At 49.7% G+C, this 25716-nt stretch carries 21 protein-coding genes; 15 read left to right on the top strand and 6 right to left on the bottom strand.

Annotation, left to right across the window (positions count from 1 at the left end; translation table 11 throughout):
• Positions 1 to 11 precede the first annotated feature (11 nt).
• From ABCW47_RS10600 to ABCW47_RS10630, 7 genes are all read left to right on the top strand, one after another.
• Positions 12 to 1163 carry a carbohydrate kinase family protein gene (locus ABCW47_RS10600; RefSeq protein ID WP_343209890.1) on the top strand — a complete coding sequence of 384 codons (1152 nt, stop codon included), beginning with the start codon at positions 12 to 14 and terminating at the stop codon, positions 1161 to 1163.
• Positions 1164 to 1253: 90 nt separating this feature from the next.
• Positions 1254 to 3197, top strand: a complete 1944-nt coding sequence (locus ABCW47_RS10605; RefSeq protein WP_343209891.1) for a fructose-1,6-bisphosphatase — start codon at positions 1254 to 1256, stop codon at positions 3195 to 3197.
• A gap of 63 nt (positions 3198 to 3260) precedes the next feature.
• Positions 3261 to 4181: an allose kinase gene (gene alsK, locus ABCW47_RS10610; protein ID WP_343209892.1), complete on the top strand. Its 921-nt coding sequence runs from the start codon at positions 3261 to 3263 to the stop codon at positions 4179 to 4181.
• A gap of 126 nt (positions 4182 to 4307) precedes the next feature.
• Complete coding sequence (locus ABCW47_RS10615) at positions 4308 to 4949, top strand: HD-GYP domain-containing protein (RefSeq protein ID WP_343210061.1); 642 nt, start codon at positions 4308 to 4310, stop codon at positions 4947 to 4949.
• 321 nt (positions 4950 to 5270) lie between these two features.
• A complete protein-coding gene (locus tag ABCW47_RS10620; RefSeq protein WP_425516073.1) occupies positions 5271 to 6626 on the top strand; it encodes a TrkH family potassium uptake protein in 1356 nt (451 codons plus the stop codon).
• 141 nt (positions 6627 to 6767) lie between these two features.
• Positions 6768 to 7418 (top strand): potassium channel family protein, encoded by a 651-nt coding sequence (locus ABCW47_RS10625; protein WP_343209894.1) that lies wholly within the window; start codon positions 6768 to 6770, stop codon positions 7416 to 7418.
• A 122-nt stretch (positions 7419 to 7540) separates the two neighbouring features.
• Positions 7541 to 8512, top strand: a complete 972-nt coding sequence (locus tag ABCW47_RS10630) for a Gfo/Idh/MocA family protein (RefSeq protein ID WP_343209895.1) — start codon at positions 7541 to 7543, stop codon at positions 8510 to 8512.
• Positions 8513 to 8602: 90 nt separating this feature from the next.
• Here ABCW47_RS10630 and ABCW47_RS10635 read toward each other — a convergent pair whose 3' ends face one another.
• The gene (locus ABCW47_RS10635) at positions 8603 to 10198 is read right to left on the bottom strand and encodes a potassium/proton antiporter (RefSeq protein ID WP_343209896.1); all 1596 of its coding nucleotides are present in this window, start codon (positions 10196 to 10198) and stop codon (positions 8603 to 8605) included.
• Positions 10199 to 10554: 356 nt separating this feature from the next.
• On the opposite strand from ABCW47_RS10635, the gene ABCW47_RS10640 reads away from it, so the two are divergent.
• The gene (locus ABCW47_RS10640) at positions 10555 to 12015 is read left to right on the top strand and encodes a CoA-acylating methylmalonate-semialdehyde dehydrogenase (RefSeq protein WP_343209897.1); all 1461 of its coding nucleotides are present in this window, start codon (positions 10555 to 10557) and stop codon (positions 12013 to 12015) included.
• 109 nt (positions 12016 to 12124) lie between these two features.
• Here ABCW47_RS10640 and ABCW47_RS10645 read toward each other — a convergent pair whose 3' ends face one another.
• Both ABCW47_RS10645 and ABCW47_RS10650 read right to left on the bottom strand, forming a co-directional pair.
• Positions 12125 to 15214, bottom strand: coding sequence for a leucine-rich repeat protein (locus tag ABCW47_RS10645; RefSeq protein WP_343209898.1), 3090 nt, complete (start codon positions 15212 to 15214; stop codon positions 12125 to 12127).
• Positions 15211 to 15585, bottom strand: a complete 375-nt coding sequence (locus tag ABCW47_RS10650) for a hypothetical protein (RefSeq protein ID WP_343209899.1) — start codon at positions 15583 to 15585, stop codon at positions 15211 to 15213. Before ABCW47_RS10650 ends, ABCW47_RS10645 begins: the two co-directional genes overlap by 4 nt.
• A 187-nt stretch (positions 15586 to 15772) precedes the next feature.
• Between ABCW47_RS10650 and ABCW47_RS10655 the strand changes: the two genes are divergently transcribed.
• From ABCW47_RS10655 to ABCW47_RS10670, 4 genes are all read left to right on the top strand, one after another.
• Positions 15773 to 16498: a LytR/AlgR family response regulator transcription factor gene (locus ABCW47_RS10655; RefSeq protein ID WP_343209900.1), complete on the top strand. Its 726-nt coding sequence runs from the start codon at positions 15773 to 15775 to the stop codon at positions 16496 to 16498.
• Complete coding sequence (locus ABCW47_RS10660) at positions 16495 to 17799, top strand: sensor histidine kinase (RefSeq protein WP_343209901.1); 1305 nt, start codon at positions 16495 to 16497, stop codon at positions 17797 to 17799. Before ABCW47_RS10655 ends, ABCW47_RS10660 begins: the two co-directional genes overlap by 4 nt.
• Positions 17756 to 17887 (top strand): ATP-binding protein, encoded by a 132-nt coding sequence (locus ABCW47_RS10665; protein ID WP_343209902.1) that lies wholly within the window; start codon positions 17756 to 17758, stop codon positions 17885 to 17887. Before ABCW47_RS10660 ends, ABCW47_RS10665 begins: the two co-directional genes overlap by 44 nt.
• A gap of 180 nt (positions 17888 to 18067) precedes the next feature.
• Positions 18068 to 19753 carry a sensor domain-containing diguanylate cyclase gene (locus tag ABCW47_RS10670; RefSeq protein ID WP_343209903.1) on the top strand — a complete coding sequence of 562 codons (1686 nt, stop codon included), beginning with the start codon at positions 18068 to 18070 and terminating at the stop codon, positions 19751 to 19753.
• Positions 19754 to 19906: 153 nt separating this feature from the next.
• On the opposite strand, the gene ABCW47_RS10675 is transcribed toward ABCW47_RS10670, so the two are convergent.
• Positions 19907 to 20731, bottom strand: a complete 825-nt coding sequence (locus tag ABCW47_RS10675; protein WP_343209904.1) for a tetratricopeptide repeat protein — start codon at positions 20729 to 20731, stop codon at positions 19907 to 19909.
• Positions 20732 to 20904: 173 nt separating this feature from the next.
• On the opposite strand from ABCW47_RS10675, the gene ABCW47_RS10680 reads away from it, so the two are divergent.
• Genes ABCW47_RS10680 through ABCW47_RS10690 form a run of 3 tightly spaced genes read left to right on the top strand, consistent with a single transcriptional unit; the run spans position 20905 to position 23138 of the window.
• Positions 20905 to 22626, top strand: a complete 1722-nt coding sequence (locus tag ABCW47_RS10680) for a S8 family peptidase (protein ID WP_343209905.1) — start codon at positions 20905 to 20907, stop codon at positions 22624 to 22626.
• Positions 22627 to 22686: 60 nt separating this feature from the next.
• Positions 22687 to 22980 (top strand): ATP-binding protein, encoded by a 294-nt coding sequence (locus tag ABCW47_RS10685; protein WP_343209906.1) that lies wholly within the window; start codon positions 22687 to 22689, stop codon positions 22978 to 22980.
• Positions 22977 to 23138: a hypothetical protein gene (locus ABCW47_RS10690; RefSeq protein ID WP_343209907.1), complete on the top strand. Its 162-nt coding sequence runs from the start codon at positions 22977 to 22979 to the stop codon at positions 23136 to 23138. Before ABCW47_RS10685 ends, ABCW47_RS10690 begins: the two co-directional genes overlap by 4 nt.
• A 199-nt stretch (positions 23139 to 23337) precedes the next feature.
• Here the strand turns inward: ABCW47_RS10690 and ABCW47_RS10695 are convergent, their stop codons facing one another.
• Positions 23338 to 25149: a M56 family metallopeptidase gene (locus ABCW47_RS10695; protein ID WP_343209908.1), complete on the bottom strand. Its 1812-nt coding sequence runs from the start codon at positions 25147 to 25149 to the stop codon at positions 23338 to 23340.
• Complete coding sequence (locus ABCW47_RS10700; RefSeq protein ID WP_343209909.1) at positions 25142 to 25516, bottom strand: BlaI/MecI/CopY family transcriptional regulator; 375 nt, start codon at positions 25514 to 25516, stop codon at positions 25142 to 25144. Before ABCW47_RS10700 ends, ABCW47_RS10695 begins: the two co-directional genes overlap by 8 nt.
• Between the last annotated feature and the right edge of the window lie 200 nt (positions 25517 to 25716).

Here is a 25716-nt window from a genome sequence, read left to right on the forward strand (position 1 = left end):
AGATTAGGGTGATGAAAAAGCTGGTGGTTTCGGCAGGGCAGATTTGTCTGGATGTGACTCCGATTGCGTCTCCTCTGGCCGGTGATGATTTTAAGAAACATATTGAGCCGGGACACATGGTGCCGATGTTGGGAATGGATATGTGTATCGGGGGTTCTGTGGGCAATACCGGTCTGGGTCTTGCCAAATTGGGGCAGGATGCTTTTGACGTACGGGTGATTGCGAAACTGGGTGATGATATTACCGGCAGGATCGTGCAGGATATTTTAAAGGGACATCCGGTGATTGACGGTACGGTTGTGGAGGAAAATACCGCGACGGCCTATACGCTGACGCTCACACCGGCAGGTGTGGATAAACGGACTTTTTTCCATTGTCCAGGAGCGAGTGCCAGGTTTTCTGCGGCGGATATTGATTTTGAAGGGATACGGGACGCGGTGCTGTTTCACTTTGGGTATCCTGGCACGATGGACAGGATGTACCCGAATGACGGGGAAGAGCTGGTGCGGATGATGGAGCGGGCTCATGCTCTTGGCATGGCCACATCCCTTGATATGTCTCCGATTGAAGAGACTTCGAATGCCGCCCGGTGTGACTGGAATTACATATTAAAGAGGACACTGCCCTTTGTGGATTTTTTTGTACCGAGCATTGAAGAGATGCTGCTGATGTTCAAACCGGAGCGCCGGGATGAGTTACGGCGCAGGGCAGCAGAGGAGAACCGGGATATTACAGAGCTGGTTTCTCTGGAAGAGGATGTGGAGCCGTTAGCCCGTCAGGCCATTGAATACGGTGCGGCAATTGTGCTGCTTAAGTGCGGGGTGCCAGGCGTGTATTTTTGCACGGCGGGGGAAGAACGGCTGAAAAAGATAGGTAAGAATCTGGGCCTGGATGCAGGAAAGTGGGCGGATCTTGGCTGGTTTGAAAAGAGCTTTGTGCCGGAACGCATTGCGTCTGCTACCGGCTGCGGAGATACCACCATTGCAGCATTTTTGACCGGAGTTATAGAAGGTATGCTTCCGGAAAAATGTATGCAGTATGCGTTGGCTACAGGGGCCTGCTGTGTTGCTTCCTACGATACGCTGGGAGGCTTGCTGCCTCTTGACCAGCTGGAGAAGAAGATACAGGCCGGCTGGCCCAGGGTTACGGTAGAGATTTCCTGAAGGAATGTCCGGAGAAGGATAAGCTGAAAATCGGACAAAGACAGAGAAGGGAGGATATGCCGCAGCAAAAGGGCGGCATAGAATAGAAGAATGGCAGAGGAAAAATATCTGCGCCTGCTGGCCGGGAAGTATCCCACCATGGAGGCGGCTGCCAGTGAAATTGTTAATCTGAAAGCAATCTGCTGCCTTCCCAAGGGAACGGAGTATTTTTTCAGCGACATACACGGAGAATATGAGGCGTTTCTGCATTTGCTGCGCAGCGCGTCCGGTATGGTGCGTTCTAAAATCGACGATGCATTTTCCAGAACAATATCTGAGGAAGACCGGGAACAGCTCGCAAGTCTGATTTATTACCCGGAAGATTTTCTGGCGGCGCTGAAACTGGAAGGCAAGAAGCGGGAGGACTGGAAGAAAATCACGATCTTCCGGCTGGTGGAGGTATGCAAGGAGGTTTCCGGCAAATACACCAGAAGCCGGGTGCGCAAGCAGCTTCCGGAGGAATATGCTTATATCATTGATGAGCTGCTCCATGCGGACAATGATATTGACAAAGAACGCTATTATGGTGAGATTGCCAGCGCGCTGGTGGAAATACAGGTTGCGGACAGCTTTATTATTGCCCTGTGCGGTGTAATCCGAAGCTTGTGCATTGACCGGCTTCACATTATCGGTGATATTTTTGACCGTGGGCCCAGGGCTGATATTATCATGAATGAGCTTATGGCTTACAATCAGATTGATTTTCAGTGGGGCAACCACGATATTTCCTGGATGGGAGCGGCTTCCGGCTGCAAAGCGCTGGTGGCAAATGTGATCCGTATGGCAATCAGCTATAACAATTTTGATTTACTGGAGGATGGCTACGGAATCAATCTGAGGGCCCTGTCTGAATTTGCGGCTAAGGTCTACCGGGATGATCCCTGCAAAGTATTTCTTCCCCATCTGCTGGATGAAAATAAATACGACCCGGTGGACAAGCATCTGGCGGCCAAAATGCACAAGGCGATTGCGATCATCCAGTTCAAGCTGGAGGGACAGCTGATTAAGCGTCATCCGGAATATGAGATGGAAGACAGGCGGATGCTGGAGGCCATTGACTATGGCGAGGGGACGATACAAATTGAGGGGAAAGCGTATCCGCTGAGGGACCGGCTGTTTCCAACCGTCGATCCGGCTGACCCTACGGCCCTGACCAGGGAGGAAGAGGATCTGCTGAATGTGATCTGCGCATCATTTCGCCACAGTACTCTGCTCCATGAGCATATGCGGTTTTTGTACTCCCACGGAAGTCTGTACAAGTGCTATAACAATAATCTTTTGTTCCACGGCTGTATTCCCATGCGGGAGGACGGCAGTTTTGAGAGTATGGAAACGGCCAGAGGCAAAGAACTGGCGGGAAGAGAATTGCTGGACTATATTAACAGGCAGGTTGTGGATGCGTATTTTCTCAAGCCGGGAACGAAGAAGAAGGAAAATGCCTGTGACTTTATGTGGTATCTGTGGTGCGGCAGAAAGTCCCCGGTCTACGGAAAGAGCAAGATGACTGCCTTTGAAGGATATTTTATAAAGCGCGGTGAGATACATAAAGAGATATTTAATCCCTACTATGAACTGAGCAAATCCAGAGACGTCTGCGAACGGATTCTGGAAGAATTCGGTTTGGGAGACCGGGAGAGAACCCATATTATCAACGGTCATGTGCCGGTGAAGGAGGGGGAAAACCCGGTGAAGGGCGGAGGAAAGCTCTTCGTCATCGACGGAGGAATTTCCAAGGCCTATCAGTCCAAGACCGGAATTGCGGGCTACACGCTGATTTTCAATTCTCATGGGCTGAATCTGGCGGAGCACAGACCCTTCGACCCCAGCAGAAGACAGGAGAATACATCCCGGGTGACCAGGGTGGAGACGATGCCCTTCCGGCTTATGATCCACGACACGGATCTGGGGGTTTTGCTGCATGAGAGAATAGAAGACTTGAAACAGCTGGTGGAATGTTACAGGACGGGACTGATACGGGAGAACAGCCAGGACTAAAGCTTCAAACTACTGATTAAGGCAGTATCGCAGGTAAAACCTGCGATATGCAGGGGTATAGTGATGAAAAAAGGTTATTTTATTGGAATTGACATCGGCGGAACGAATTTAAGAATCGGTTTGGCGGGTCCTGACGGACGGCCATTCGGACTAAAAAAAGTGTCTTCCAGGGAACTGCTCGCCCGCCGGGATGTGGCGGAGGCGCTGGAGGACTTTATCCGTGCATATTGTATGGAGCAGATTCCGGACGGGCAGATTCTGGCCATCGCAATGGGAATACCAGGAACCCTCAGCAGGGACGGAAGCCATGTACTGTCCTGCCCCAATATTCACGGTTTTGATAACCGGGATCTGGGGACGGAACTGACCAGACGGCTCCAGGCTCCGGTCACACTGGCAAAGGATGTGACGATGTTACTGTACCATGACAGACAGGTGCTTCATCTGCCGGAAGAAGGTATCGTGATCGGCATTTATTATGGAACGGGTATCGGGAACGCGATTATGCTGAATGGCAGCGTGCTGACCGGCAAGGACGGCGCGGCCGGAGAGCTGGGACATATTCCGATGTACGGGAGGAAGGAAATCTGTAACTGCGGAAATCCAGGCTGCACGGAGAATTTTGCCTCCGGCTGGCGTCTACAGCAGTTAAAAGAAAGCCTTTTTCCGGATACTCCTATGGAAGAATTGTTTGTCCGGCACGGTGAGAGCGAAGCACTTGAGGATTTTGTTGATGCGATGGGGGTCACAGCGGCTGCGGAGATTAATCTGCTGAATCCGGACGGGATTGTCCTGGGCGGCGGTATTTTAAATATGCCCGGCTTTTCCAGGGAGAAGTTTGAGAGACAATTGCATCAATATGTAAGAAAACCTTTCCCGGACCAGTCTCTGGAGCTGTTTTACAGTGAATCAGGGGATTTTAACGGGGTGGACGGTGCGATCCTGTATGCCAGACAAAGGTACAATATGCAGAATATAACCTAAAATATACTGATAATAGGGAAAAAAGAAGCGAGAATATTGACAAATATCGCTTCTTTTTTTAAAATGATTCAATAAGTGTGTAATCGGGAAAGCTTGGGGGATGCAGGAGGATTACAATTGAATGATATGGAAGTATCCACGTACGAAGACAGGTTTCACGGCAGAAGAGTTGCCGCTTATACCTGCCTTTTGTACGAACAGGGGCTGAAAGACGGCATCTATGCAGGGGAGCCTGGGATGGACCGGACGCTCCTGCCGGTGCTGTTTGAGAGCGTGCTTTTACACGATATCGGCAGTGCCGGCGATGAAACGCAGATCAGGGAGAGCCCGCCGGGAGATTCGGGCTGGACGGTGAATCACTGCTGTCTGGGAGCGGAGAAAATCTTATCCGGGGTTATGGAAAAGGGAGACTCCCTGGATGAACGGGAAATTACGGTTTTAAAACTGGCTTACGATGTGGCTGTGGATCATCACGAGCACTGGGACGGGTCAGGTTATCCATTTGGCAAATCAGGAACGGCGATATCACCTGCCGGCAGAGCCTGTGCCATCGCAGAAGCATATGACCGGCTGACGAGAGGAATAGCCGGCCATTCTAATTATGACAGGTATCCCGGCGTACCGGGACGACTTGTTTCACATGAAGAGGCATGTGAGGTAATACTGGCCGGAGCCGGAACCTTGTTTGACCCTCTTTTCGCACAATCATTTCTTAAAATAACTCCAAAGATTTTACAGATGAATCAATCCTTTGACCTTAATAACTGAACGGTAATTTTAAATGAAATATTTTTTGCTCTGTTGACTACGATCGTATATCAAGGAAGGCATCAGTCCGTTCCGAACCGGTGCCTTCCTTCCTGACAAATGAATAAGGATTTTTGTTAAGGTAAATGCTATAAAAAGCAGTGACACTAAAGTGATATAAAGATTCTGTTTTGCAGAACCCGGCGATGTACCGGAGAATAATAGAATGAGAACGCCTGTATAAACATTGCCGTACAGGAATCTTTATGCCTTCTTAACATAAAGTCTCACTTTCTTTATTCCATCTTAACAGTTATTGAGATAGAATAGAGTGTAGGTTAGGTGGTGAGTAGAGAGATGGGTAAAAAACCCCCCAGGCTTTCACAGGCGAGGGTGATTGCACTGGGATTTTTCATTATTATCATGACAGGTACCTTGCTGCTGATGCTCCCGATTTCCAGCCGGTCCGGAGAATGGACCAACCCGCTGGATGCTTTATTTACAGCGACAAGTGCTTCCTGCGTGACGGGACTCGTCATTGCCGATACGTTCCGTAAATGGACGCTGTTCGGCCAGTGTGTTATATTGTTTATGATTCAAGTCGGCGGTTTGGGTTTTATGACTGTCGGCGTACTTTTTTCTCTTGTGCTGCGCAGAAGGATCGGCCTGAAGGAGAGAGGGATGCTCCAGGAGAGCGTGAACACTCTTCAGATCGGCGGTGTGGTTAAGCTGGCCAAGAAAATTATTTTCGGCACCTGTATTTTTGAGGGTACTGGCGCGGTTTTGCTTGCTGCCCGATTTATCCCGGAACTGGGCTTCGCAAGAGGGCTTTATTATGGTGTGTTCCATTCTATTTCCGCGTTCTGCAATGCGGGATTTGATCTGATGGGACGTTTTTCTCCATATTCTTCTCTGACAAGATATTACGACGACTGGATCGTCAATCTTACGATTATGGGACTGATCGTAATCGGCGGTATTGGTTTTATTGTCTGGGACGATATCTCCAAGAACAAATTGAATATCAAGAAGTATCATCTACATACGAAGATTGTGCTGGTTACAACGGCCAGTCTGATTGTAGGAGGTGCGGTACTATTTTACTTGTTTGAGCGCAATAACCTGATGTCCGATATGTCCGTGAGCGGGAAGGTGCTTTCTTCCCTGTTCAGCTCCGTGACGCCGAGAACGGCGGGTTTTAACACGCTGGATACGGCGGCATTGACAGACAGCAGTAAATTGCTTAGTATGATATTGATGTTCATCGGCGGCAGCCCCGGTTCAACCGCGGGCGGTATCAAGACGACGACGATTATTGTTCTGGCTGTATTCCTGCGTTCTACTTTGAAACGAAGCTATGGCTGCAATATTTTCGGACGGCGTTTTGAGGATGAGGCAATCAAGAGGGCCAGTGCTATTTTCTGTATCAATCTGGGCCTGTCTCTGATTGCGGCGCTTGTGATAACATCCATCCAGGGGATTCCGCTGACCGACGTGCTGTTTGAGGTCTTTTCCGCGATCGGCACGGTGGGTATGTCTACCGGAATCACGAGGGATCTGACGGTGGTTTCGCAGATTGTAATCATACTTTTGATGTATTCCGGAAGAATCGGCAGTCTGTCCTTTGCCCTGTCCTTTACCGACAGGAAAAAGGTGCCCCATATTCAGCAGCCGGAGGAGAAGATTACAGTAGGTTAAATAAGCGTTTGCTTCCAGATAATAGTTGAAAGAAATATAGGTTGAGAAGGAGAGATGCATACTGCCCGTCTTTCAACGTAATCAAAGGTACAAACCGGGCAGATTTGGCGGGAGTGTTCCTGCGAGTGCATAAGAATAGACATGAAATCAATGTTGATTATAGGCATGGGCCAGTTTGGGCACCATTTGTGCAGTAAGCTGGTATCTTTGGGAAATGAGGTTATGATTGTAGATATCCGGGAGGAAATGATCGAGGATCTTGTCCCCTATGTGACAAGTGCCAAGATTGGTGACTGTACGAATGTGGATGTCTTGAAGAGTCTGGGTATCGGCAATTTTGATGAGATATTTGTCTGCATCGGAACGAATTTCCAGAGCAGCCTGGAGATAACAAGCCTGGTGAAAGAGCTGGGCGGCAAGCGGGTGATCAGCAAGGCAAACCGGGATATCCATGCCAAGTTCCTGCTGCGCAACGGAGCGGATGAGGTGGTTTATCCGGACCGGGATGTGGCGGAGAAGATTGCGGTGCGATACAGCGCCAACCACGTCTATGATTATATAGAAGTGTCCGATGACTTCTCCATCTATGAGATCAGGCCGATGCCGGGCTGGATCGGTAAAAGTATCAAGGAACTGGACATCCGGGCCAAGTATCATGTGAGTGTGATGGCGACGAAGAAAGATGGGAATGTCAATGCGTTGCCGCCGGCAGAATATATTCTGCGGGAGGATGAGCATCTGATGGTGATCGGCAAAAAAGTGAATATTGACCGGCTGTTGAAATCATTTTGACAGAGGTCTGTTTCCTGGTTTATACTGAATTTAGTGCAGTATGGAAATAGAAAGAGAAATAACGCGGAATGCTGCTGGCATTTACGCGTTATTTGCTTATATAAGAAAAGGAGGGTATCAGTATGAAATTAGCAATTCTGGGAGCCGGAGGGATTGCCCGCCTGATGGCTTATACCACGTCAAGGATGGAATCGGTTGAATGCTATGCGGTAGCGGCCAGAGATTACGGCAGGGCCGAGGCATTTGCCAAAGAATTCAGGTTTGAGAAAGCATATGGCTCTTATCTGGAAATGGTAGAGGACCCGGAGGTAGAGCTGGTTTACATCGCCACGCCCCATTCCCATCACTTTGAGCACGCGAAGCTCTGTTTGGAGCATGGCAAACACGTGCTGTGTGAGAAGGCATTTACCTCTAATGCGGGAGAAGCGGAGAAAATCTTCGCCCTGGCAAAGGAAAAGAAGCTTCTGATCACCGAGGCCATCTGGACCAGATATATGCCCATGCGCCAGATTTTAAATGACGTGCTGGAGAGCGGCATCATCGGGAAACCGGCCGTGCTGACTGCCAACCTGGGTTACATAAATTACAATAAACCAAGGCTCGCACAGCCGGAGCTGGCAGGAGGCGCCCTGCTGGATATGGGAATCTACCCTCTTAATTTTGCGATAATGGCATTCGGAGATAAGATTAAGAACATCACATCCTCCGCAGTGATTACGGAAAAAGGCGTTGACGGCCAGAACAGCATCACTCTTACCTATGAGGACGGCAGAATTGCTGTGCTTTACAGCAGCTGCTACGGTCTGTCTGACCGCAGAGGCGTGATCAGCGGAGATAAGGGCTTTATCGAGGTCCAGAATATCAACAACAGTGAAGCGATCCGGGTCTATAATCTGGACCGGGAGCTGATTCAGGAAATTCCTGCCCCGGAGCAGATCAGCGGCTATGAGTATGAGGTGGAGGCCTGTATCGAAGCGATTCAAAACGGCGATCTGGAATGTCCCCAGATGCCTCATGCCGAGACCATCCGCATGTTAAAGCTGATGGATGGCCTGCGGGCGGAGTGGGGTGTGGTATACCCATGGGAGAAATAGAAAATACAGCGATGCGGTGAACCTTGTTACGGGGAGCTGCATCAAAAACGCCGCCATTGTCTCCAATGGCGGCGTTTTTGTCAGCCTCACTCAGGCGGAGTGAATAACCAGGGTGTCGTCTCTCCGAATAATTGTGTCCCCGCCTGGCACAATTGCTTTGTCATTCCGGAGGATCATCACAACTAATTCCCCGGATTCAGAGGGAAATTCATGAAGCGGCCGGTCAGCCAGAGAGCTGCCGGCCGTTATTTTCTGTTCCCGCAGCTGCATCATCTGACTGCCGTGAAAGGAATAGGCGCTGATGACAGCGGTATCACCGGGAACAAAACGGGTCTGGCCGTCGGGTATGATTCTGGTATCGTTTCTGATGATAAGAATAATCAGTGTTTCAGGAGGAAGGACGATGTCCTGCAGAGTTTTGCCTGCCCAGGCATGGCCCTTTGGCACCGTGACCTGGAAGCAGTGGAGATCGCCGGCCTCATCATAGTCACTGAATGTTTTCATGACGTCCGCCTCTGTGTCAGTCATAGTAAACTTCTTTGCCACGGCAGGAAGGAGAGAACCCTGCAGCGCAATGGAGAGAAGTACGATACAGAAGACAATATGAAACATATCCTGACTCAGAGCCGCCGGATGGATGGCGGCCATGATAGCAAATACGATGGAGGCTGCGCCGCGGAGCCCGGAAAAACCAACTAACAGCTGCTGATTGCGTTTGCAGCGAAACGGGGAGAGTATTGCAGATACGGATAAGGGCCTTGCTATCAGGGTGAGGAATAAAAAGATAAGCAGGGCCGGTATAAGTATCTTCGGGATCTCGGAGGGGGTGGATAAAAGGCCCAGCAGGAAAAAGATCAGCATCTGCATCAGCCCGGTAATCCCATCGAAGAAGTTAACAAGGGACTTCTTATTGTGTATTTTGGTGTTGCCCAGCAAAATCCCGCACAGATAAACACTCAGGTATCCATTTCCGCCCAGCATGGAAGAAAAGGAATAGGTGAGCAGGGCGGTTCCTGTTACGAAGGCCATATCAAAGCCGGCGGTGGTGAACGTGACTTTTTCAAGGACGAAACGGGCCGCGGCTGCCATACCAAGCCCCACCAGGATGCCGAAGCCGAACTGGAATATAATCATGCGGAAAATGGACCCTGCCGTCACTTCACTGGTCATTATGGTGAGAACGATCATTGTGAGCATGTAGGAAGACGGATCATTGCTTCCGCTTTCCAGCTCCAGCAGCGAATCGGTATGGTACTTTAACCCCATTTTCTTTGAACGGAGTATGGAGAATACGGACGCAGCGTCGGTGGAGCCGATCACTGATCCCAGAAGGAGGCTTTCCAGCCAGGAAAAGCCCAGAACAAGGTAGCAGAAAATACCGGTAAGAAAAGCGGTCAATACTACACCGATGGTAGAGAGCAGGAACGCCTTTAAGGCGACCGGCCGGGCTGTCTTCCAGTTAGTGCCGAACCCGCCATAGAACATGATAAAGATCAGAGCGATGGAACAGATCTGTTCGGCAAATTGAAAGTTTTCAAAGTGAATCTTCAAAATGCCGTCTGTACCGAATAACATTCCCAGAAGAATAAAAGCCAGCAGCATGGGAATCCCGATTTTATCCGATAATTTGTTGAGAAATACGCAGAGGAGGACGATGGCCGCTGCGGTCAGTAAATATAAATTCATATAGCTCCCCCTGTTTTCATTCTGTATGCAAATTACTTTCTTTTAGTATATCGTGACCTTAAGAGCGGCGCAACCGGATTATCTGTAAGAAGGATCGTCAAAGGTTTAACGAGCGGCGGCGGGTATTCTGTGAATCTCCGGTATATATTTACGGGTAATCCCTGCTGATTGCGGAAAAGATTGATTATTTTTTGACAATATGAACAAGCGGAGGCGTCAGTTGTTTTGAAAAATATACAATATTTACAAAGATTCGGTTGACAAGCGGGTCTGATAATAAGAAAATAGAAATAGGGTACTCCGGCAATGTGGAGTTCCGATAAAAAAGGAAAGATTTAGTTCGGGAGGTAAACGAAATGGCAGAACCGCGGATTTTGAAAAATTATATTAACGGCGAATGGGTAGAAAGCAAGGCAACACAGTTTGAGGATGTTATAAATCCGGCAACAAAGGAAGTAATCTGCAGATGTCCGCTTTCCACCAGGGAAGAACTGGACTATGCGGCTGAAGCTGCACAGAAGGCATTTGAGAGCTGGAAGAAGGTGCCGATTCCAAGACGTGCGCGTTTTATGTTCCGTCTCAGCCAGCTGCTGGAAGAAAACAGAGAAGAGCTGGCTCAGCTGGTTACACTGGAGAACGGCAAGGCGCTCAGCGAGTCCAGAGGCGAGGTACAGAGAGGTATCGAGAATACGGAAGTGGCGGGAAGCGCTTCTGTTCTGATGATGGGGGATTCTCTCTCCACAATTGCTACAAATGTTGAGGGAACCAGCTATCGTTATCCGGTGGGCGTTGTGGGAGGAATCGTTCCTTTCAACTTCCCGATGATGGTTCCGTTCTGGATGTTCCCGATGGCAATCACGGTGGGCAATACCTTTATTTTGAAACCGTCTGAGAAAGCGCCTCTGTGTACGGAGAAGGTCGTATCCTTAATTGAGCAGGCCGGTATCCCCAAGGGTGTGTTCAATGTTGTTTACGGTGCCCACGATGTGGTAAACGGCATCTGTGAGAACCCATATATTAAGGCTGTCTCCTTTGTTGGTTCCAAATCGGTTGGCGCCTATGTATATAAGAAAGCAACGGAAAACCTGAAGAGAGTTCAGTGTCTGACCGGCGCCAAGAATCATACTATCGTTCTGAAAGATACCGATATTGATGAGACTATCACCAATATTCTGGGCGCGGCTTACGGTTCTGCCGGAGAGCGCTGCATGGCCTGTGCGGTTCTGTGTATCGAGGACGCAATTTATGATGAGTTCATGGAGAGATTCGTTCAGAGATCCAAAGAAGTGAAGATGGGCAACGGCCTGGATGACGGAGTTTTCCTCGGGCCGGTTGTACGTGAGGAGAATCTGAAACGTACGGTTTCCTATATTGAAAAGGGAATTGCGGAAGGTGCCACACTGGTGCTGGACGGCCGTGAGAGAATGGATGATAAAGGCTACTTTATCGGGCCTACTATTTTTGCAGATGTAACCACGGATATGACAATCTGGAAAGACGAGATCTTTGCTCCGGTTGTGTGTGCAGTACGTGTGAAGAATGTGCAGGAGGGCGTTGCGCTGGCAAATCAGTCTGAATTTGCAAACGGTGCATGTATCTTTACTACAAATGCTAACGCGATCCGTTATTTCCGTGAAAACGTGGACGCGGGTATGCTGGGTATTAACCTGGGCGTTCCTGCTCCGATGGCGATGTTCCCATTCTCCGGCTGGAAGTCCTCCTTCTACGGTTCCATGCACTGCAACGGCAAGGACGGCGTGGATTTCTATACCCGCAGAAAAGTTGTTACCGCGCGGTATCCTGAGCCGGAAGAATAAGAAGCGGCAAATACATAAGGGAATGATAAAACGGGTGCGGCCAAAAGCCGCGCCCGTTTTTTTGTTTATATGTTTGGGTGTCAATACTTACCCAAATAATGCTGTATGTCTACTTCGGTACTGCCGGCCAGAATTTGTTTCGGACAGCCGTATACCACTTGCCGCTCATCTCTTTTTCACTGCCGTCATACATAGAGCTGTCAGAGTCGAAGCAATACCATTTATCAGTAATCTGCTTCCATCCGGTCATGGGTTTTCCGTTTTCATAGTATGACCAGCGGCCGGCGTCATTTTGTCCCCAGCCGTCTCCGCCGGAACGGTTGATGACCATTTCCGCAAACCGGTACAGCACGGCGGCGGCTTCGGCGCGGGTAACTTTGTCCCTGGGAGCAAACAGACGGCCGCTTTTGCTGCTCATCATACCTGCCTGCTGAATTGCCCGAACCGCGGTTTTCATACCGGCGGAGATGGCGGAAGCGTCTGTAAAGTCCATTGCCTCCCGAACACTGCTAAGAGTATACCCCAGCTTATCCGCATATTGATACATGATAATCGCCAGCTGTTCCCGGGTGACAGGGGTATCCGGGCCAAAGACTTTCCCGGTATGATTTACTATTCCGGCGGAGACAGCCCACTCCGCGTAAGGGGCATAACTGGCATCCGTTGGTACATCTGTGAACCGGCCGGAAAAAGGATAGTCAGCCGGGTCAATGCCAGCCAGCCGGCCCAGCGCAGTTACGAGCCCGCTCTGTGTGAGAGTGCCGTCCGGACGGAACTTGGTGCTGCTGGTACCCTGGATCAAGCCGCGGCTTGCCGCAAAGTCAATATAGGCATTGGCCCAGTGATTCCTGGTGTCAGTAAATGCCGGAGCCGGACGATAGCCCACGCCGTAGAGGGAGAAATGCCCGGCGGAACCGGTTACATTTCCGCTGTTTCTGACATAGCCGGAGTGATTCAGCCATTCGACTCTGCCTTTACTGTCGCTGCGGACAAGGTACAAGCTGCCGGTTTGTTCCTTTCCGCCAGGCTCATAGGCCAGGCCCACAGTTACCTGGCCTTTCCCGAAGCTGTCCACGGTGGCTGTCCTGCCATCAGCTAGAGTGCAGGACACGGTCAATTGATAGGCCGGACGGGAACCGACGGCAGACTTCATATCTCCGGTCAGAACGGTTTCTTTCACTGCTGAGAAGGTGAGGTCCCCGCTTGATTGAGCGGCGATCTCCTGCAGCGCGGCGAAATCAAAGGTCAGATCCATCACATCGGTGCTGAGGGTGAGATACTTCACCCTGGCCGTAACCAGCCGGTCAAGCGTTATCCGCTTCAAGAGAATGGAAAAACTGCTGTAGGAGCGGGAGGTTTCAGCATTCATCCATACGGCAATACCATTCTGCCCAGCCCTCGGATCTCTGAACGCCTCAGCCAGAGCCGCCGCCGTACCTGCATCATCCGTCGTACCGGCTGCCGTACCCTTTTTCACGGTAAGAGGCAGCCCGACCAGGGCCTTCACAGGGATATCCGTTGTTTTGGGAGCCTGGGGAACGGCGACGAAATGATTGCCGCCGCTTGACGGCATTTGGACTTTAACAGTACAGGTGTCCGTCTTGCTTTTATTCTGAAGCGAAGAAGCGGTTATGATTGCCGTGCCCTCCCCCCTGGCGGTTATTCTTCCGAATTGGTCCACCGTCGCTACCTTGCTGTCGCTGCTTTTCCAAAGGACAACGGGAACCGCGTTGCCGGGCTGCGGCTGGGGGGTCAGATTGACAGTCTTGCCGGGTTCCAGTTCCAGAATGTTCTGATAAAGAGTAAGAGAATCGGTAGGACTGTACTCCTGTGTCTGCAGGCTGGCCCACTGGCCGGTATCATAGCCGGATGCATGTTGAGGGATATAGATAATTAAATTCCGTGTATTGCTGAACGCACCGGATTCCAATGGGGGCGCAGACGCGGATTCCATGATAACAGCGGTGAGAGAGGCACAATAGGCAAATGAATTGCTTTTAATACTGGTTATAGTATCTGGAATGACGGCACCGATGAGACCTCCGCAGTTATAAAACGCAGATGCCTCAATCGTTGTCAAACCTTGCGGAAGAGTCACGTCGGTCAGGCTGGTACAGCTGTCAAATGCATAATCTCCAATAGCAGTCACTCCATCCGGGATGACAAAAGAACCTTGTTTTCCGGTGGGATAGAAACTTAGTGTTTGGCCGCTATTGCTGTACAGCACGCCATCTATGCTCTGATAGACTGTATTGCCTGGTTCAGCATTGATCTCAGTCAGGAGATAACAGTATTTAAACGCCTGATTACCGATGGAAGTAACCGTTTTGGGGAGAGTCACGCTGGTCAGGTTCTCACAGCCGAAAAACGCCTGCGTCCCAATACTGGCTACACCGTCAGAGATGGTAATATTATTGAGACCGGTACAGGCTTGGAAGGTATAATTTCCAATAGAATTCACGGTTCCTGGTATGATTATGCTGCCGAGGCCGGTACAGCCGTAAAATGCGCTGTTTCCAATGGCAGTCACAGTATCTGGAATGGTTACACCGGTTAAAGCAGCGCAATATTGAAATGAGTTATTTGCAATGGTGGTTACGCCGCTGGGGATAACAAAATCACCGGCTTTTCCATTTGGACAGATCACGAGTGTCCGACCATTGTCTTGGTACAGAACACCATCAATACTCTGAAAGGTGGAATTACCCGATGGCAAATTGATCTGAGTCAGGCTGATACAACTGTTAAATGCATTGAACGCAACAATACGTACACTGCTTGGCAGGTCGACAGAGGCCAGGCTGGTGCAGTTTTGAAATGCACCGCTCCCGATGGCGTCCAGGCCATTCTCCAGCGTCAGGTTTGTCAGGCTGGTACAGCGACGGAAGGCATATTGATTAATTTCAGTCACATTGCCCGGGATAGTGATACTGACCAAGCTGGTGCAGTCCTGAAAGGCGGAGCTGCCGATACTGCTCACTCCGCTGTCCAGTACAATAGAAACCACGGCGGCTTTATCTATGGAGGCATCATTGCGCCAGGCAGTTGTGGCTGCATTGGTCCTTATGGTCAATATACCGTTGTCGAAGGAATAATCCGCTGCCCCTTTCACCGGCACTGGGGTCCCAAACTGCCCGGTCAGCAGCAGGATGATCAGCAGCAATGACAGGATGCCCCTCCATTTTCTTGTCTCTCTCATAATTTCTTTTCCTCCTCTTGTTTTATGAACAGGGATAATGCCTGTTCCAGTTTTTGATATGTAACCGGTTTTGTACAGAAAAAAGGTACACACAGCCGATATGCCTGTATACCAAAATCCAAATCGGAAAACCAGATTATCCTCCGGGAAAGGAACTTTGCGCCAGTGACGATGTTTAAACCCTCCACACCGTTTTGCGCTATCATCAAGGCGTCAGGCAGAGCCTGCTTTACCCTGGCATCGAGTTCCTGCCAGCCAGCACAGCCGATTACCTGTGCTTCCAGTTTTCTCTCTTTAAAGTACTGCCGTGTCAATTCAATCAATTGTTTCCGTTCCTCTTTGTTATCATCACAGATAAATATGATCCACATATACGGCTCTCCTTTCCGTTTAAACTCTGTCCTCATTTTTAGGATAACCGAACTCGGGGCCGCTTTCCAGCAGCTGGCCTGAGTCTGCAGGTTTTGGCCTGAATTTGCGTTGAAGAAACCGGTTTTCTGCGGTAAAATTATATTGATAAATTATCCTGTTTTGTGTCACAAGAGGAGGGATTTTGACATGAGAGCGGCTATCATAGATGATGTGGACCGGTGCCGGGAATCCTTGCGCAGCTCTCTGAGGCGTTATCTGGACGGCCATTACATGGGAGAATTGCCGGTCATAGAGGATTTTACCTGCGGTGAGGATTTTTTGTCGGCGGGGTTAATGAAAGAGTGGGATATCATTTTTATTGACCAATTTATGACTGGAATTTCCGGTATGGATATTGCCAGAGCAATCCGGCAGAAGGATAAACTTGTGTCGATTATATTTGTTACGGCCAGCAGAAACCATGCGGTTGAGAGCTATGGGGTGAGAGCCTGCGGCTATTTGGTGAAGCCCTACGCATATGAAGATTTTGAAAAGACAATGGAGATGGCTGGGATTGAAAAGATCAGAAAGGCACGGTTTATCTGTCCGGAGGGGGAGAAGATTATGCTGCATGAAATTCTTTGGTGTGACAGGGACAGTCATTATACGCAGATACATACAGAAAGGCGCGGTATTTTCCGCTTTCGTATCCCGTTCATGAAGGTTGCGGAGATGCTTGCGCCCTATCCGCAGTTTTTATCATGCTATAAGGGCTGTATCGTCAACGCGGAACGGGTGAAATATATTGACGGCTTTGATTTTCTGATGGACACCGGAGTGAGGGTACCCTTCGCCCGCCGGGAGAAAAGAAAGCTGGAGGAATTGTATAGTTCTTATCTGTTTCAGCAGGGAAGAGAGGATACACTATTATGATGAATACACTGATGATACTGCTGTTTCCGTTTCTGGATGCCCTGCCTTTTACACTGCCCCGGTACTGGCTGTTCCGGGACCGGCTCCGAATTCCCTTCCGGTATGTCGTGCTGCTGCAAACCCTCCTTTCGGCGGCTTACAGCGGTGCCTTTTACTATATCAATTTGGGTGGTTCTGCCGCAGCCGCGCAGTGGACAACGATCCTGCGCTACGGCTTTATGCTGCTTTATCTGGCTCTTGCGTTTCTGCTGATAAGGGACAGTTTTTCCAAGCTGATGTTTACTTGGCTGCTGTTTTTGGCATGGCAGTTTTTTGTGCTGGGAAACGCGAATTTTATCGAGAGCCGGTTCTTTTTTGACTTTTCCGGGACGCATCCATATCTGGTTTATAATATTGCCCGTATTTTGATCTATTTCATCACCTGCCCTTTTATGTTCCGATTTTTCGGCCGCACCATAGCCGGAGCACTGAAAATTCAGGATACACAGATGTGGCGGCAGCTTTGGAAAATACCGTTGTTTTCCATGCTGTTTGGTATGCTCTACTGTACTGTGACAGATATTTATGCATTTGCCTCATGGCAGTTTCTTGTGTCCCGTTATCTTTTGCTGCTTGGGACCTGCTATGTTTCCAGCGTCTCATTCAAAGTGCTGGAAACCTCACGGGCCCGGACACAGCTGGAGGAAGCACTGAAATATGCCGGAAGGGACCTGCTGGCGCAGAAAAAGCAGTTCGATACGCTGGCTGCCCGCATGGACGAAACCAGGAAAGCCCGGCATGACCTGCGGCAGCATCTGGCGGTGGTGCAGTCCTATATCGACCAGGATGATAAGTCTGGTCTTGCGGAGTACCTGGATCTCTATAAAGACCAGCTTCCTCCGGATGTCTGGGAGCGGTACTGCCGTAATGATGCGGTGAATGCTGTGATCTGCTACTATGCGGCTTTGGCGCGTGACAGCGGCATTGAGTTTGAGGTGGGTATGAGCGGGATCGACTATCCGGAGAACTGCTCCGTGTCGGATACGGACATTACTGTGCTATTGGGGAATCTGCTGGAAAACGCGGTGGAGGCCTGTAAACGGGATACTGCAGAACGAACGTCTATCAAGCTCCGGATCAAGCAGCAAGACAGTTCGATTTTGCTTATCCTGGTGGATAATACGTGCATAGCGCCGGTTAAATTTTTTTCGGGGGGGGGGGTACGGAGGTACGCCCCTGTCTTCCAAGCGGCCAGGAATCGGGATTGGCGTTGCCTCTGTGCGGGAGATTGCGTCCCGCTATCATGGAACGGTGCAATTTGAACAGAAAGACGGAATGTTTTATGCTTCTGTGCTGCTGAAAACAATGACAGACGGTGCAGAAAAATGCAGGAACGAAATAGATCAGTAACTATAACCGGATGATCTGTCAGATCTTGTTGAAAAATACGGGAATAAGACGGATGTTTACTTCTTGTATTACCCGATGCGCCAAAGTATAATAGACATAGAACCGAAACAGGCTGGCCCGCTGAGCGTGCCGGCATTTGTTTTTGTTGGGGAAATTCCGGTACAGGCAGGGGGCGTTGTAATGAATGAGGAGCAAACAGAAAAAATATACCAGAAGGCTGCAGTACCGTCTGGAGATATGGCGGAGGAAGCCTGCTGCGGTATCTGCCGGGTGGCTGCGGATGATTCACTTGCTGTCATATCCTCCAACCGGTATTTTGCCGAACACTATTCAAACCAGGGAACGGTTCATAATTTTTATCAATTGATCTGTGAAGATGCCTCACCGGAGGCAGCACAGTCTCTTCTGGGGTGGCTGAGCAATGGAGATAACCTGTATGAACTGGAATTTGCATCCAAGGCGGGAACAGGCAGTATAATCTGGTTTCAGGCCTGCTGCAGCCGGCCGACAAACAGCTATGGCTATTTTACCTGTGTTCTCATGGATATCACTGGCCGAAAGCACAGAGAGGAGCAGCTAACATCTAGTGAGAGGGAGAACAAAATTGCGTTTCGCCTGACCGGGAAGAGCCTGAATACCTATGATATAGCGACACAGACGATTCTTGAATCGAAGTTCGGAAGTCCGGCCATCGGGCGGCGGATCGAGGAGGTTCCCTATGGCGCGGTTCAGTCCGGCCTTGTGGCAAAAGAGAGTGAGCAGGATTACATAGAGTTTTTTGAAGCCATGCGACGGGGAGAGCCAAACGGCAGTGCGGTGGTGAAGCTGAAAAGCAAGGATGATACATTTCGTTGGTACAGCGGGGAATTTACCTTGGTGTACCACCCAGACGGACGGCCGGAAAAGGGGCTGTTTATCTGCGAGGATATTACAGAACACAGAGAAAAAGAAATCGCTTTTGAAAGGTGGAGCCAGATCTACTGCAGGAAGCGGAAAAACAGCGTGAGTTACTTTGAATATAATCTTACCCTGAATGTGTTTGACGGAGTGGAAGACGGGCGGAACAGGCTGCTGCCCGATACCGAGAGGCTGAGCTTTACACAGGCCTGCCGGTATATGGCCGAACACTGGATCTATGAAAAAGACAGAAAGCTTTATCTGCGCACCTTCGACCGGGAAAAACTGCTGGTCAAATTTTATGAGGGGCAGCAGGAGGTGATGCTGGAACATCGGAGAAAGAGCGCGGACGGGAATATATACTGGGCTGAGACGACACTTCATATGATCTCTGATCCTTATACGGAGCATGTGAAAGCATTTATTATCGTTCAGGATATTGATGCGAAAAAACAAGAAGAGCTTCGGATGAAGGAGCGGGTTGAACGGGATGCGCTGACGGGGCTTTATAACAGGGGAGCCCTGATAGAGAAAATTACGAAGATACTGGAGGAAGATTCCTATTTGACTCGTCATGCGCTGATTATGCTGGATATCGATCATTTTAAACAGCTCAATGACCGAATGGGGCATCAATTCGGAGATCAGGCGCTCAGGGAGATGGCCGATTCGATCCGTAAACTTCTGCGGGACGGCGATCTCTGCGGACGGCTGGGAGGGGATGAGATAGTTATTTTCCTCGCCTCCATCGGGGAACAGGCTGATATCAGCAGCCGTATGGAAGGATTGTGCAGAGCGCTTACAAGAGAATACAAGGAAGAAGGAATCTGTCTGACCTGCAGTCTGGGGTTGGCTATATCACCCCAGGACGGCACAACATTTGGACAGCTGTACCGAAAAGCGGATGTGGCTCTCTATGAGGCCAAGGAAAATGGGCGGAATTGCTTTTCTATTTATAAACAGTCCTGATGGTCTTGACAGAATAGAGAAATTGAAGTAACAAATTTCCGCCCCAGCTATCGGGAGGGCAGCAGCGAACCGTCGTATTGTAATGAAAAGGAACACCGGATATTGCGATCCGGTGTTCCTCCTTTGTGCAGCAAATTCATCGCTGTATAGTAATCAGTTCTGTTCCTGCTCCAGCAGTCTCAAAGCCACCTGTACCACATAGAGGCGGTTGCCGTGGTCTATTATATAATGCAGGCACTCCAGCTCTTTTTCCCGGTTACCGGTCAGATGGTAAATCTCTGCCCTGCGGTACATGACGTATACAAGCTGAGCCGGACGAAGGTTCTGGCCTGCATGCTGCGCCAGAAAATCAAGGGCTCTGTTATATTCTCCCTGGTCTACCCAGACAGAACATTCCCGCATAGCGATGGACTGGAGTTCACCCTGATAAAGCCGGGAGGAGGGATTTACCCTGGAAAGATGTTCCTTTGCCTGATTCAGATAACGAAGGGCCTTATCCCTCTCGCCTATTTCCCAGAAAATCCAGTTGAGGTACAGATACAGATAAGCATTCTGCTCCGGTTTTTTCAGCTTTCCTATATAAGTCTCGAGCAGAACGCCGATCCCCGCAGCCTTATCAAACCAGCCGCCCATGAGCAGGCCGACAGCATAGATCGACTGGATGTTCACTTCCAGAAACCGGTTCAAGCGGGAGTGTCCGGCGGCAACCGGCGCAAATTCCTGCACAAATTGAACAGGATCACAATCCTGATAAAGAATTCCGATCAGCTGATTCATTTCACCGGAAGCGATTTTATTGGCAAATGCCGCGAAGATCACAATACCGATAAGGGCCAGGAGCAGAAAACCGACGTAGACAGAAGGCCCGGACAGGAGAGGACTGCGGGAAACCTTTATTGCCAGAAGCAGCAGAAACAGAATCCAGAGGATGGATAAACCGTAATAGAACCATCTGGATTTTTTAAAGTAATTGACCATGTAGAAGACCTCCTCCGGATAAATCGTACGTGTCCTTTTGAACCTTGACGCTATGTTAAGTTTACTACAGCTGTATGAAAAAACCAAGTGGAAATAAAGTATCGGAAAGAGAACGGTTATCGGAAAATGCTGGCTCATATATTGTATACAAAGGAGCAAAGGCGGACGGTTGAATGATAAGTGAAAAGACAGATGCGCAGCTGAACCTGGCACTGGGGCTTACGGAGGAGGAAAGAAGCCGGTCACAGGAGCTGGACGCGGGTTATAACCCCCAGACCAGGACCTGGGAACTGATCGCAAAATATCACGGGGACATTTCATTTTTAGCGGAAGAAAATATTACGGTGGTTACATTATTTGGGGGATACGCAATTCTGACTCTCCGGGCAGATCAGATCCCCTGGCTGATATCCCTTCCGGAAATTGAATATATCGAGCCTCCGAAAAGGCTGGCCTTCGCGGTGCGGGAAGGAATTGCGGCCTCCTGTATTCAGCCGGTGAAACGGGACCCCATGAATTTAAGCGGTGAGGGAGTCATTGTGTCTATTATCGACTCGGGGGTAGACTATACCCATCCGGATTTCAGAAGGGAAGACGGAAGCACCAGAATTTTATTTCTCTGGGATCAGACTGTCTCCGCCGGTTCTCCCCCGGAGGGTTATGTGATAGGGACAGAATATCCGGCGGAAGAAATAAACCGGGCGCTTGAGACAGCCAATCCGTATTCTGTAGTAGGCAGCCGGGACTTATCCGGACACGGAACCCATGTGGCGGGTATAGCCTGCGGAAACGGCAGGGCCAGCAGCGGAAGAAACCAGGGAGTCGCCTATGAAAGCAGCATGATTGTAGTAAAGCTGGGTACACCCATGCCGGATTCCTTCCCGCGGACTACGGAACTGATGCAGGCGGTGGACTATTCATTACGCAAGGCGCTGGAACTGGAGATGCCGATTGCTCTGAATTTAAGCTTCGGAAACAGTTATGGGTCCCACAGCGGCGATTCGCTGCTGGAACGATATATCAACAACGCGGCCGGCATCTGGAAAAATTCGATTGTGATAGGGACCGGGAATGAGGGAGGCAATGGAAGTCATTACCATAACAGACTGGAGGACTCATTGATTACGTCTGAACTGGCAATCGGACCCTATGAGGGCTCACTGAATGTGCAGCTGTGGAAAAATTATTACGATGAATTTGAGGTTACCCTGGAATCTCCGGGAGGGGTGCGAATTCCCATTACCAGCCAGGGCAGCGGCGCGTTCAGACGGAGAGTGGAAGAAACAGAGCTTTTAATCTATGTAGGCACACCTACCCCCTACAGCGCGCTGCAGGAAATTTATCTGGAATTCCTTGGGGTTTCCGACTATGTGGGAACGGGCATCTGGAAGTTTTATTTTCAGCCTGTCCGCATCGTGGAAGGGAATTTTGATATGTGGCTCCCGGCCGGAGGTTTAAACCTGGACACCCGTTTCCTGCGCCCGGACCCTAATATTACACTGACGATCCCATCTACGGCAGAGCTGGCCGTCTCGGTGGGAGCCTATGATGATGGAACAGAGCAGCTGGCTTATTTTTCAGGGAGGGGCTTTACCAGAGATAATCAGTATAAAAAACCGGATCTGGTTGCTCCGGGTGTTAATATTCTTTCCGCCTCCCCCGGTGGAGGGTATACCACAAAAAGCGGTACTTCGATGGCGACTCCCTTTGTGACTGGAAGCGCGGCGCTGATGCTTCAATGGGGCGTTGTGCAGGGAAATGATCCTTTTTTATATGGGGAGAAAATACGGGCCTATTTACTGCGCGGAGCTAAAAAACTGCCCTTTGACGCTATTTATCCCAATCCCAGAACGGGGTTTGGGGCGCTGTGTGTAAGCCAAAGTTTACCCAGGTAAATTTCAGCTTCAGATAAGTCTGCCGGAGCAGAACGATGAAATACGGGGCCTGTTGCTGCTATGCTTGAAAATATCGTGTATTTTGAACTTCGAAGAAAAGGCTATGGAGTTTATGTCGGGAAGAATGAAACAAAGGAAATAGATTTTGTGGCGATACGGCGGGATGAACGCATTTATGTTCAGGTTTGCCGTAATCTGCCGGAAGAATCCGACCGTGAGGTTGCCAATCTGCTTCAAATCAGGGATCACTATCCTAAGTATGTGGTTACGCTTGACGAGCTTGCCGCGGGTAATGTGAATGGTGTTAAGATTGTGCATTTGACAGACTTTTTGTTGAGTGAAGAGGTTAAATGATAATTATGATAGAATTTCCCTGTGATATTTATGAAGATACAATGAAGCAACTGAATTTATACAGGGAGCTGACTATATCAGAAACACAAATAAGAGAGGGAAGGATAAAGGACGCGAGAGATTCACTGGAATCCATGAGAGAAAAGTATGAATTATAGATTGATTATTACTGAAAGGGCAGAAGAACTTCTGGATGGTATTATTAACTAAGCAGGACAAAGTGATAAGCCCCAGATGTCCGCCCGTATCATGGGCGGACATCTGGGGCTTAATTTAATTTACTGTACCTATTGAGGTGGGAGTCTTATCTACTTCCATGATAAACAAATGGGCAGCAGGCGGAATCAGCGGACAGAGTCAATAGGAATCCGCAACCCCTTCTCCAAGATAGGGATCAACCAGGTTGCTGCCGTGGGCATATAGAGTATCGTACCACTCCTGGCCGGTGGAGGCGTTTTCTGCATCCACCGGGATTTTCCCTTTACATTCTAAGATATCTTCACAGGCTCTGGCCATGATATGGCTTTCCAGTCCAGTCTGTCCGCCCTGGTCAAAAAGCCCGAAGCAGTAACGCAGGGTATCCGCTCCGTTGCCGATCAGCGCCTGGTATTCCTCCGGATGTGCGTCAACGTAGCTCTGGGGGCGGGAGTCCGGAGACGGATCGGCACAAATCGTCTCAAGCAGACTTTTTATCACTGTTTCAGCCGACTCTTCCGGTACAACCTCGGAGGACTGGGGAAGATCCTCCTTTGCAGCATCGGAAGTGGCTGGGGCCAGCTCAAACACCCAGCGGACCCGGGAATTGCCGGCCTCTGATGCAGGATTAGAACTGTCATCGTACCCATAAGTCAGATAGAGAGCGCCGTTATCCAACCTGAGCAGGAGATAGAAGACCGGAATATCGGTATCTCCCGTGTCCAGACGCCAGGCCTTAGAACAGCTCTTTCTGATGCTCTCCGGATTCAGCGTATCGTCGGACCAGCCGGAATACTCTCCATAATTCACAAAATAGCGGTCAAAGGAGGAGGCGGTAAGAGTTTCCTCTGTGAAGGTTCCTGCCTGTATCCAGGTATCGGAGCCGTCATTTTCTCGTACCAGAAGCTGAAAATCATCCTTCAGCAAATAGAGGGGAGCGGTCTCCGGGGTATAGGCAAAGCTGTAGACAGGGTCGGCGTAGAGAATCGCTTCAACCTGATACATATTGCCGGAAGGATCAGGGGTATTGGATATTTTATCCTTCGGATTGGTGAGGAAACATACGGTGACCGTAATGCACGCGGCGACGGCAAGGATGATAAGCCAGAATGACGGTTTCTTATAGTGCAGCACATTCTTCACCCGTTTTTTCACACCGACTTCACCAAAGGCGAGGGGACAGGCGGCAATGATCTTTCCCGGCACGCTTAAGGAGAGCAGGGCCTGGGAATAGTCTGCCCGCTGCTGTGTCCCCAGATCTTTAATGACACGTTCGTCACAGGCAAGTTCGATATCCCGGCAGAACAGAATATAGGCGGCCCACAGAAGGGGATTGAACCAGTGGAGGGAGAGCAGCAGAAATCCAAGCGGCTTTATCCAGTGGTCATGACGCCTTATATGCGCCTGTTCGTGGGCGATTACATGTGCGGCATCCTTCTGCGGCATCTGAAAGGGCATATAAATGCGCGGACGCAAAATTCCCAGCACAAAGGGGGACAACGCGTATTCACTCTGGTAAATATTATCCCGAAGCAGCACGGCGGTCTTCATGCGCCTGACAAGACGCAGATAGCTGATGCCTGTGTAGAGCAGCATGACGGCTATGCCCAGAATCCAGAGGGCGGAAGCCAGCGCGGTCCAGATCTGCAGAGGGTTGGCGCTGGCAGCGGCCTCCGGGGCAAAAGAATTTGTAATAGCAGGATTCAGTATGCGGTTCAGTGCCGGGATACCGGTGTGAACCGCCGGTTCCTGGGCATACATAATGTCCGGACTGATCGTCTCCGCACTGGGGATCAGACTCAGCGCACTCTGAATCGAAAAAGGCAGTATCAGCCGGATGCCCACAATACCCCACAACAGAGGATTCAGCCATTTCGGCGCCTTTTTAAGGAGTATTCTTAAGACAAGCACAGCAAGGATAAGCCAGCTTGCAGAAACACTCATATTTACAAATTTTATAAATAGCTCATTCATTGCTCTCCCCCTTTCGGTATGCATTGATCATATTCTGTACCTCGTTTAATTCTTCCTCAGAAATCTGCCTGCGTTTGGTAAATGCGGCAAGAAAGGCCGGAAAGGAACCTTCAAATTTCTTCTCCATCAGCTCGTCGATCTCAGCGGCCTGAACTTCATCCTTCGTGACCAGCGAAGATACGATGGAGTTCTCATTTTTCAGAACACCCCGCTCTGACAGACGCTTAATGACGGTATAGGTTGTGGTGGGTTTCCAGCCGAGCTGTTCCCTGCACAGTTTCACCAGCTCGCCGCTCCCGATCGGCTCATGATCCCACATAATCAGACAGAAACGATATTCACTTTCGAAAACTTTCGGTATCTCCATACTTCACTTCTCCTCCCTCTAATCTGTTAGAGTATATAAGCAGTCTAACCCATTAGAGTGCACAAGTCAACCAGGTTAAGAGAATCCTAATAATTAACCTGCCGCCGTCTCATTCATATTGAGTAAAGTGTTCGACTTGTCATGAGTGCTGTGATAAACTTACATAAGAAACAGAAAACAGATGGTTGAGATGTTCAGGA

Origin of the sequence: Anaerolentibacter hominis (genome assembly GCF_032380675.1) — a bacterium.
Lineage (GTDB): Bacteria > Bacillota > Clostridia > Lachnospirales > Lachnospiraceae > Anaerolentibacter > Anaerolentibacter hominis.

Coding starts and splice junctions, on each gene's coding strand:
- ABCW47_RS10600 (WP_343209890.1), top strand. CDS start 12: ATGAAAAAGCTGGTGGTTTCGGCAGGGCAGATTTGTCTGGATGTGACT.
- ABCW47_RS10605 (WP_343209891.1), top strand. CDS start 1,254: ATGGCAGAGGAAAAATATCTGCGCCTGCTGGCCGGGAAGTATCCCACC.
- alsK (WP_343209892.1), top strand. CDS start 3,261: ATGAAAAAAGGTTATTTTATTGGAATTGACATCGGCGGAACGAATTTA.
- ABCW47_RS10615 (WP_343210061.1), top strand. CDS start 4,308: ATGGAAGTATCCACGTACGAAGACAGGTTTCACGGCAGAAGAGTTGCC.
- ABCW47_RS10625 (WP_343209894.1), top strand. CDS start 6,768: ATGAAATCAATGTTGATTATAGGCATGGGCCAGTTTGGGCACCATTTG.
- ABCW47_RS10630 (WP_343209895.1), top strand. CDS start 7,541: ATGAAATTAGCAATTCTGGGAGCCGGAGGGATTGCCCGCCTGATGGCT.
- ABCW47_RS10635 (WP_343209896.1), bottom strand. CDS start 10,198: ATGAATTTATATTTACTGACCGCAGCGGCCATCGTCCTCCTCTGCGTA.
- ABCW47_RS10640 (WP_343209897.1), top strand. CDS start 10,555: ATGGCAGAACCGCGGATTTTGAAAAATTATATTAACGGCGAATGGGTA.
- ABCW47_RS10645 (WP_343209898.1), bottom strand. CDS start 15,214: ATGAGAGAGACAAGAAAATGGAGGGGCATCCTGTCATTGCTGCTGATC.
- ABCW47_RS10650 (WP_343209899.1), bottom strand. CDS start 15,585: ATGTGGATCATATTTATCTGTGATGATAACAAAGAGGAACGGAAACAA.
- ABCW47_RS10655 (WP_343209900.1), top strand. CDS start 15,773: ATGAGAGCGGCTATCATAGATGATGTGGACCGGTGCCGGGAATCCTTG.
- ABCW47_RS10660 (WP_343209901.1), top strand. CDS start 16,495: ATGATGAATACACTGATGATACTGCTGTTTCCGTTTCTGGATGCCCTG.
- ABCW47_RS10670 (WP_343209903.1), top strand. CDS start 18,068: ATGAATGAGGAGCAAACAGAAAAAATATACCAGAAGGCTGCAGTACCG.
- ABCW47_RS10675 (WP_343209904.1), bottom strand. CDS start 20,731: ATGGTCAATTACTTTAAAAAATCCAGATGGTTCTATTACGGTTTATCC.
- ABCW47_RS10680 (WP_343209905.1), top strand. CDS start 20,905: ATGATAAGTGAAAAGACAGATGCGCAGCTGAACCTGGCACTGGGGCTT.
- ABCW47_RS10685 (WP_343209906.1), top strand. CDS start 22,687: ATGCTTGAAAATATCGTGTATTTTGAACTTCGAAGAAAAGGCTATGGA.
- ABCW47_RS10690 (WP_343209907.1), top strand. CDS start 22,977: ATGATAATTATGATAGAATTTCCCTGTGATATTTATGAAGATACAATG.
- ABCW47_RS10695 (WP_343209908.1), bottom strand. CDS start 25,149: ATGAATGAGCTATTTATAAAATTTGTAAATATGAGTGTTTCTGCAAGC.
- ABCW47_RS10700 (WP_343209909.1), bottom strand. CDS start 25,516: ATGGAGATACCGAAAGTTTTCGAAAGTGAATATCGTTTCTGTCTGATT.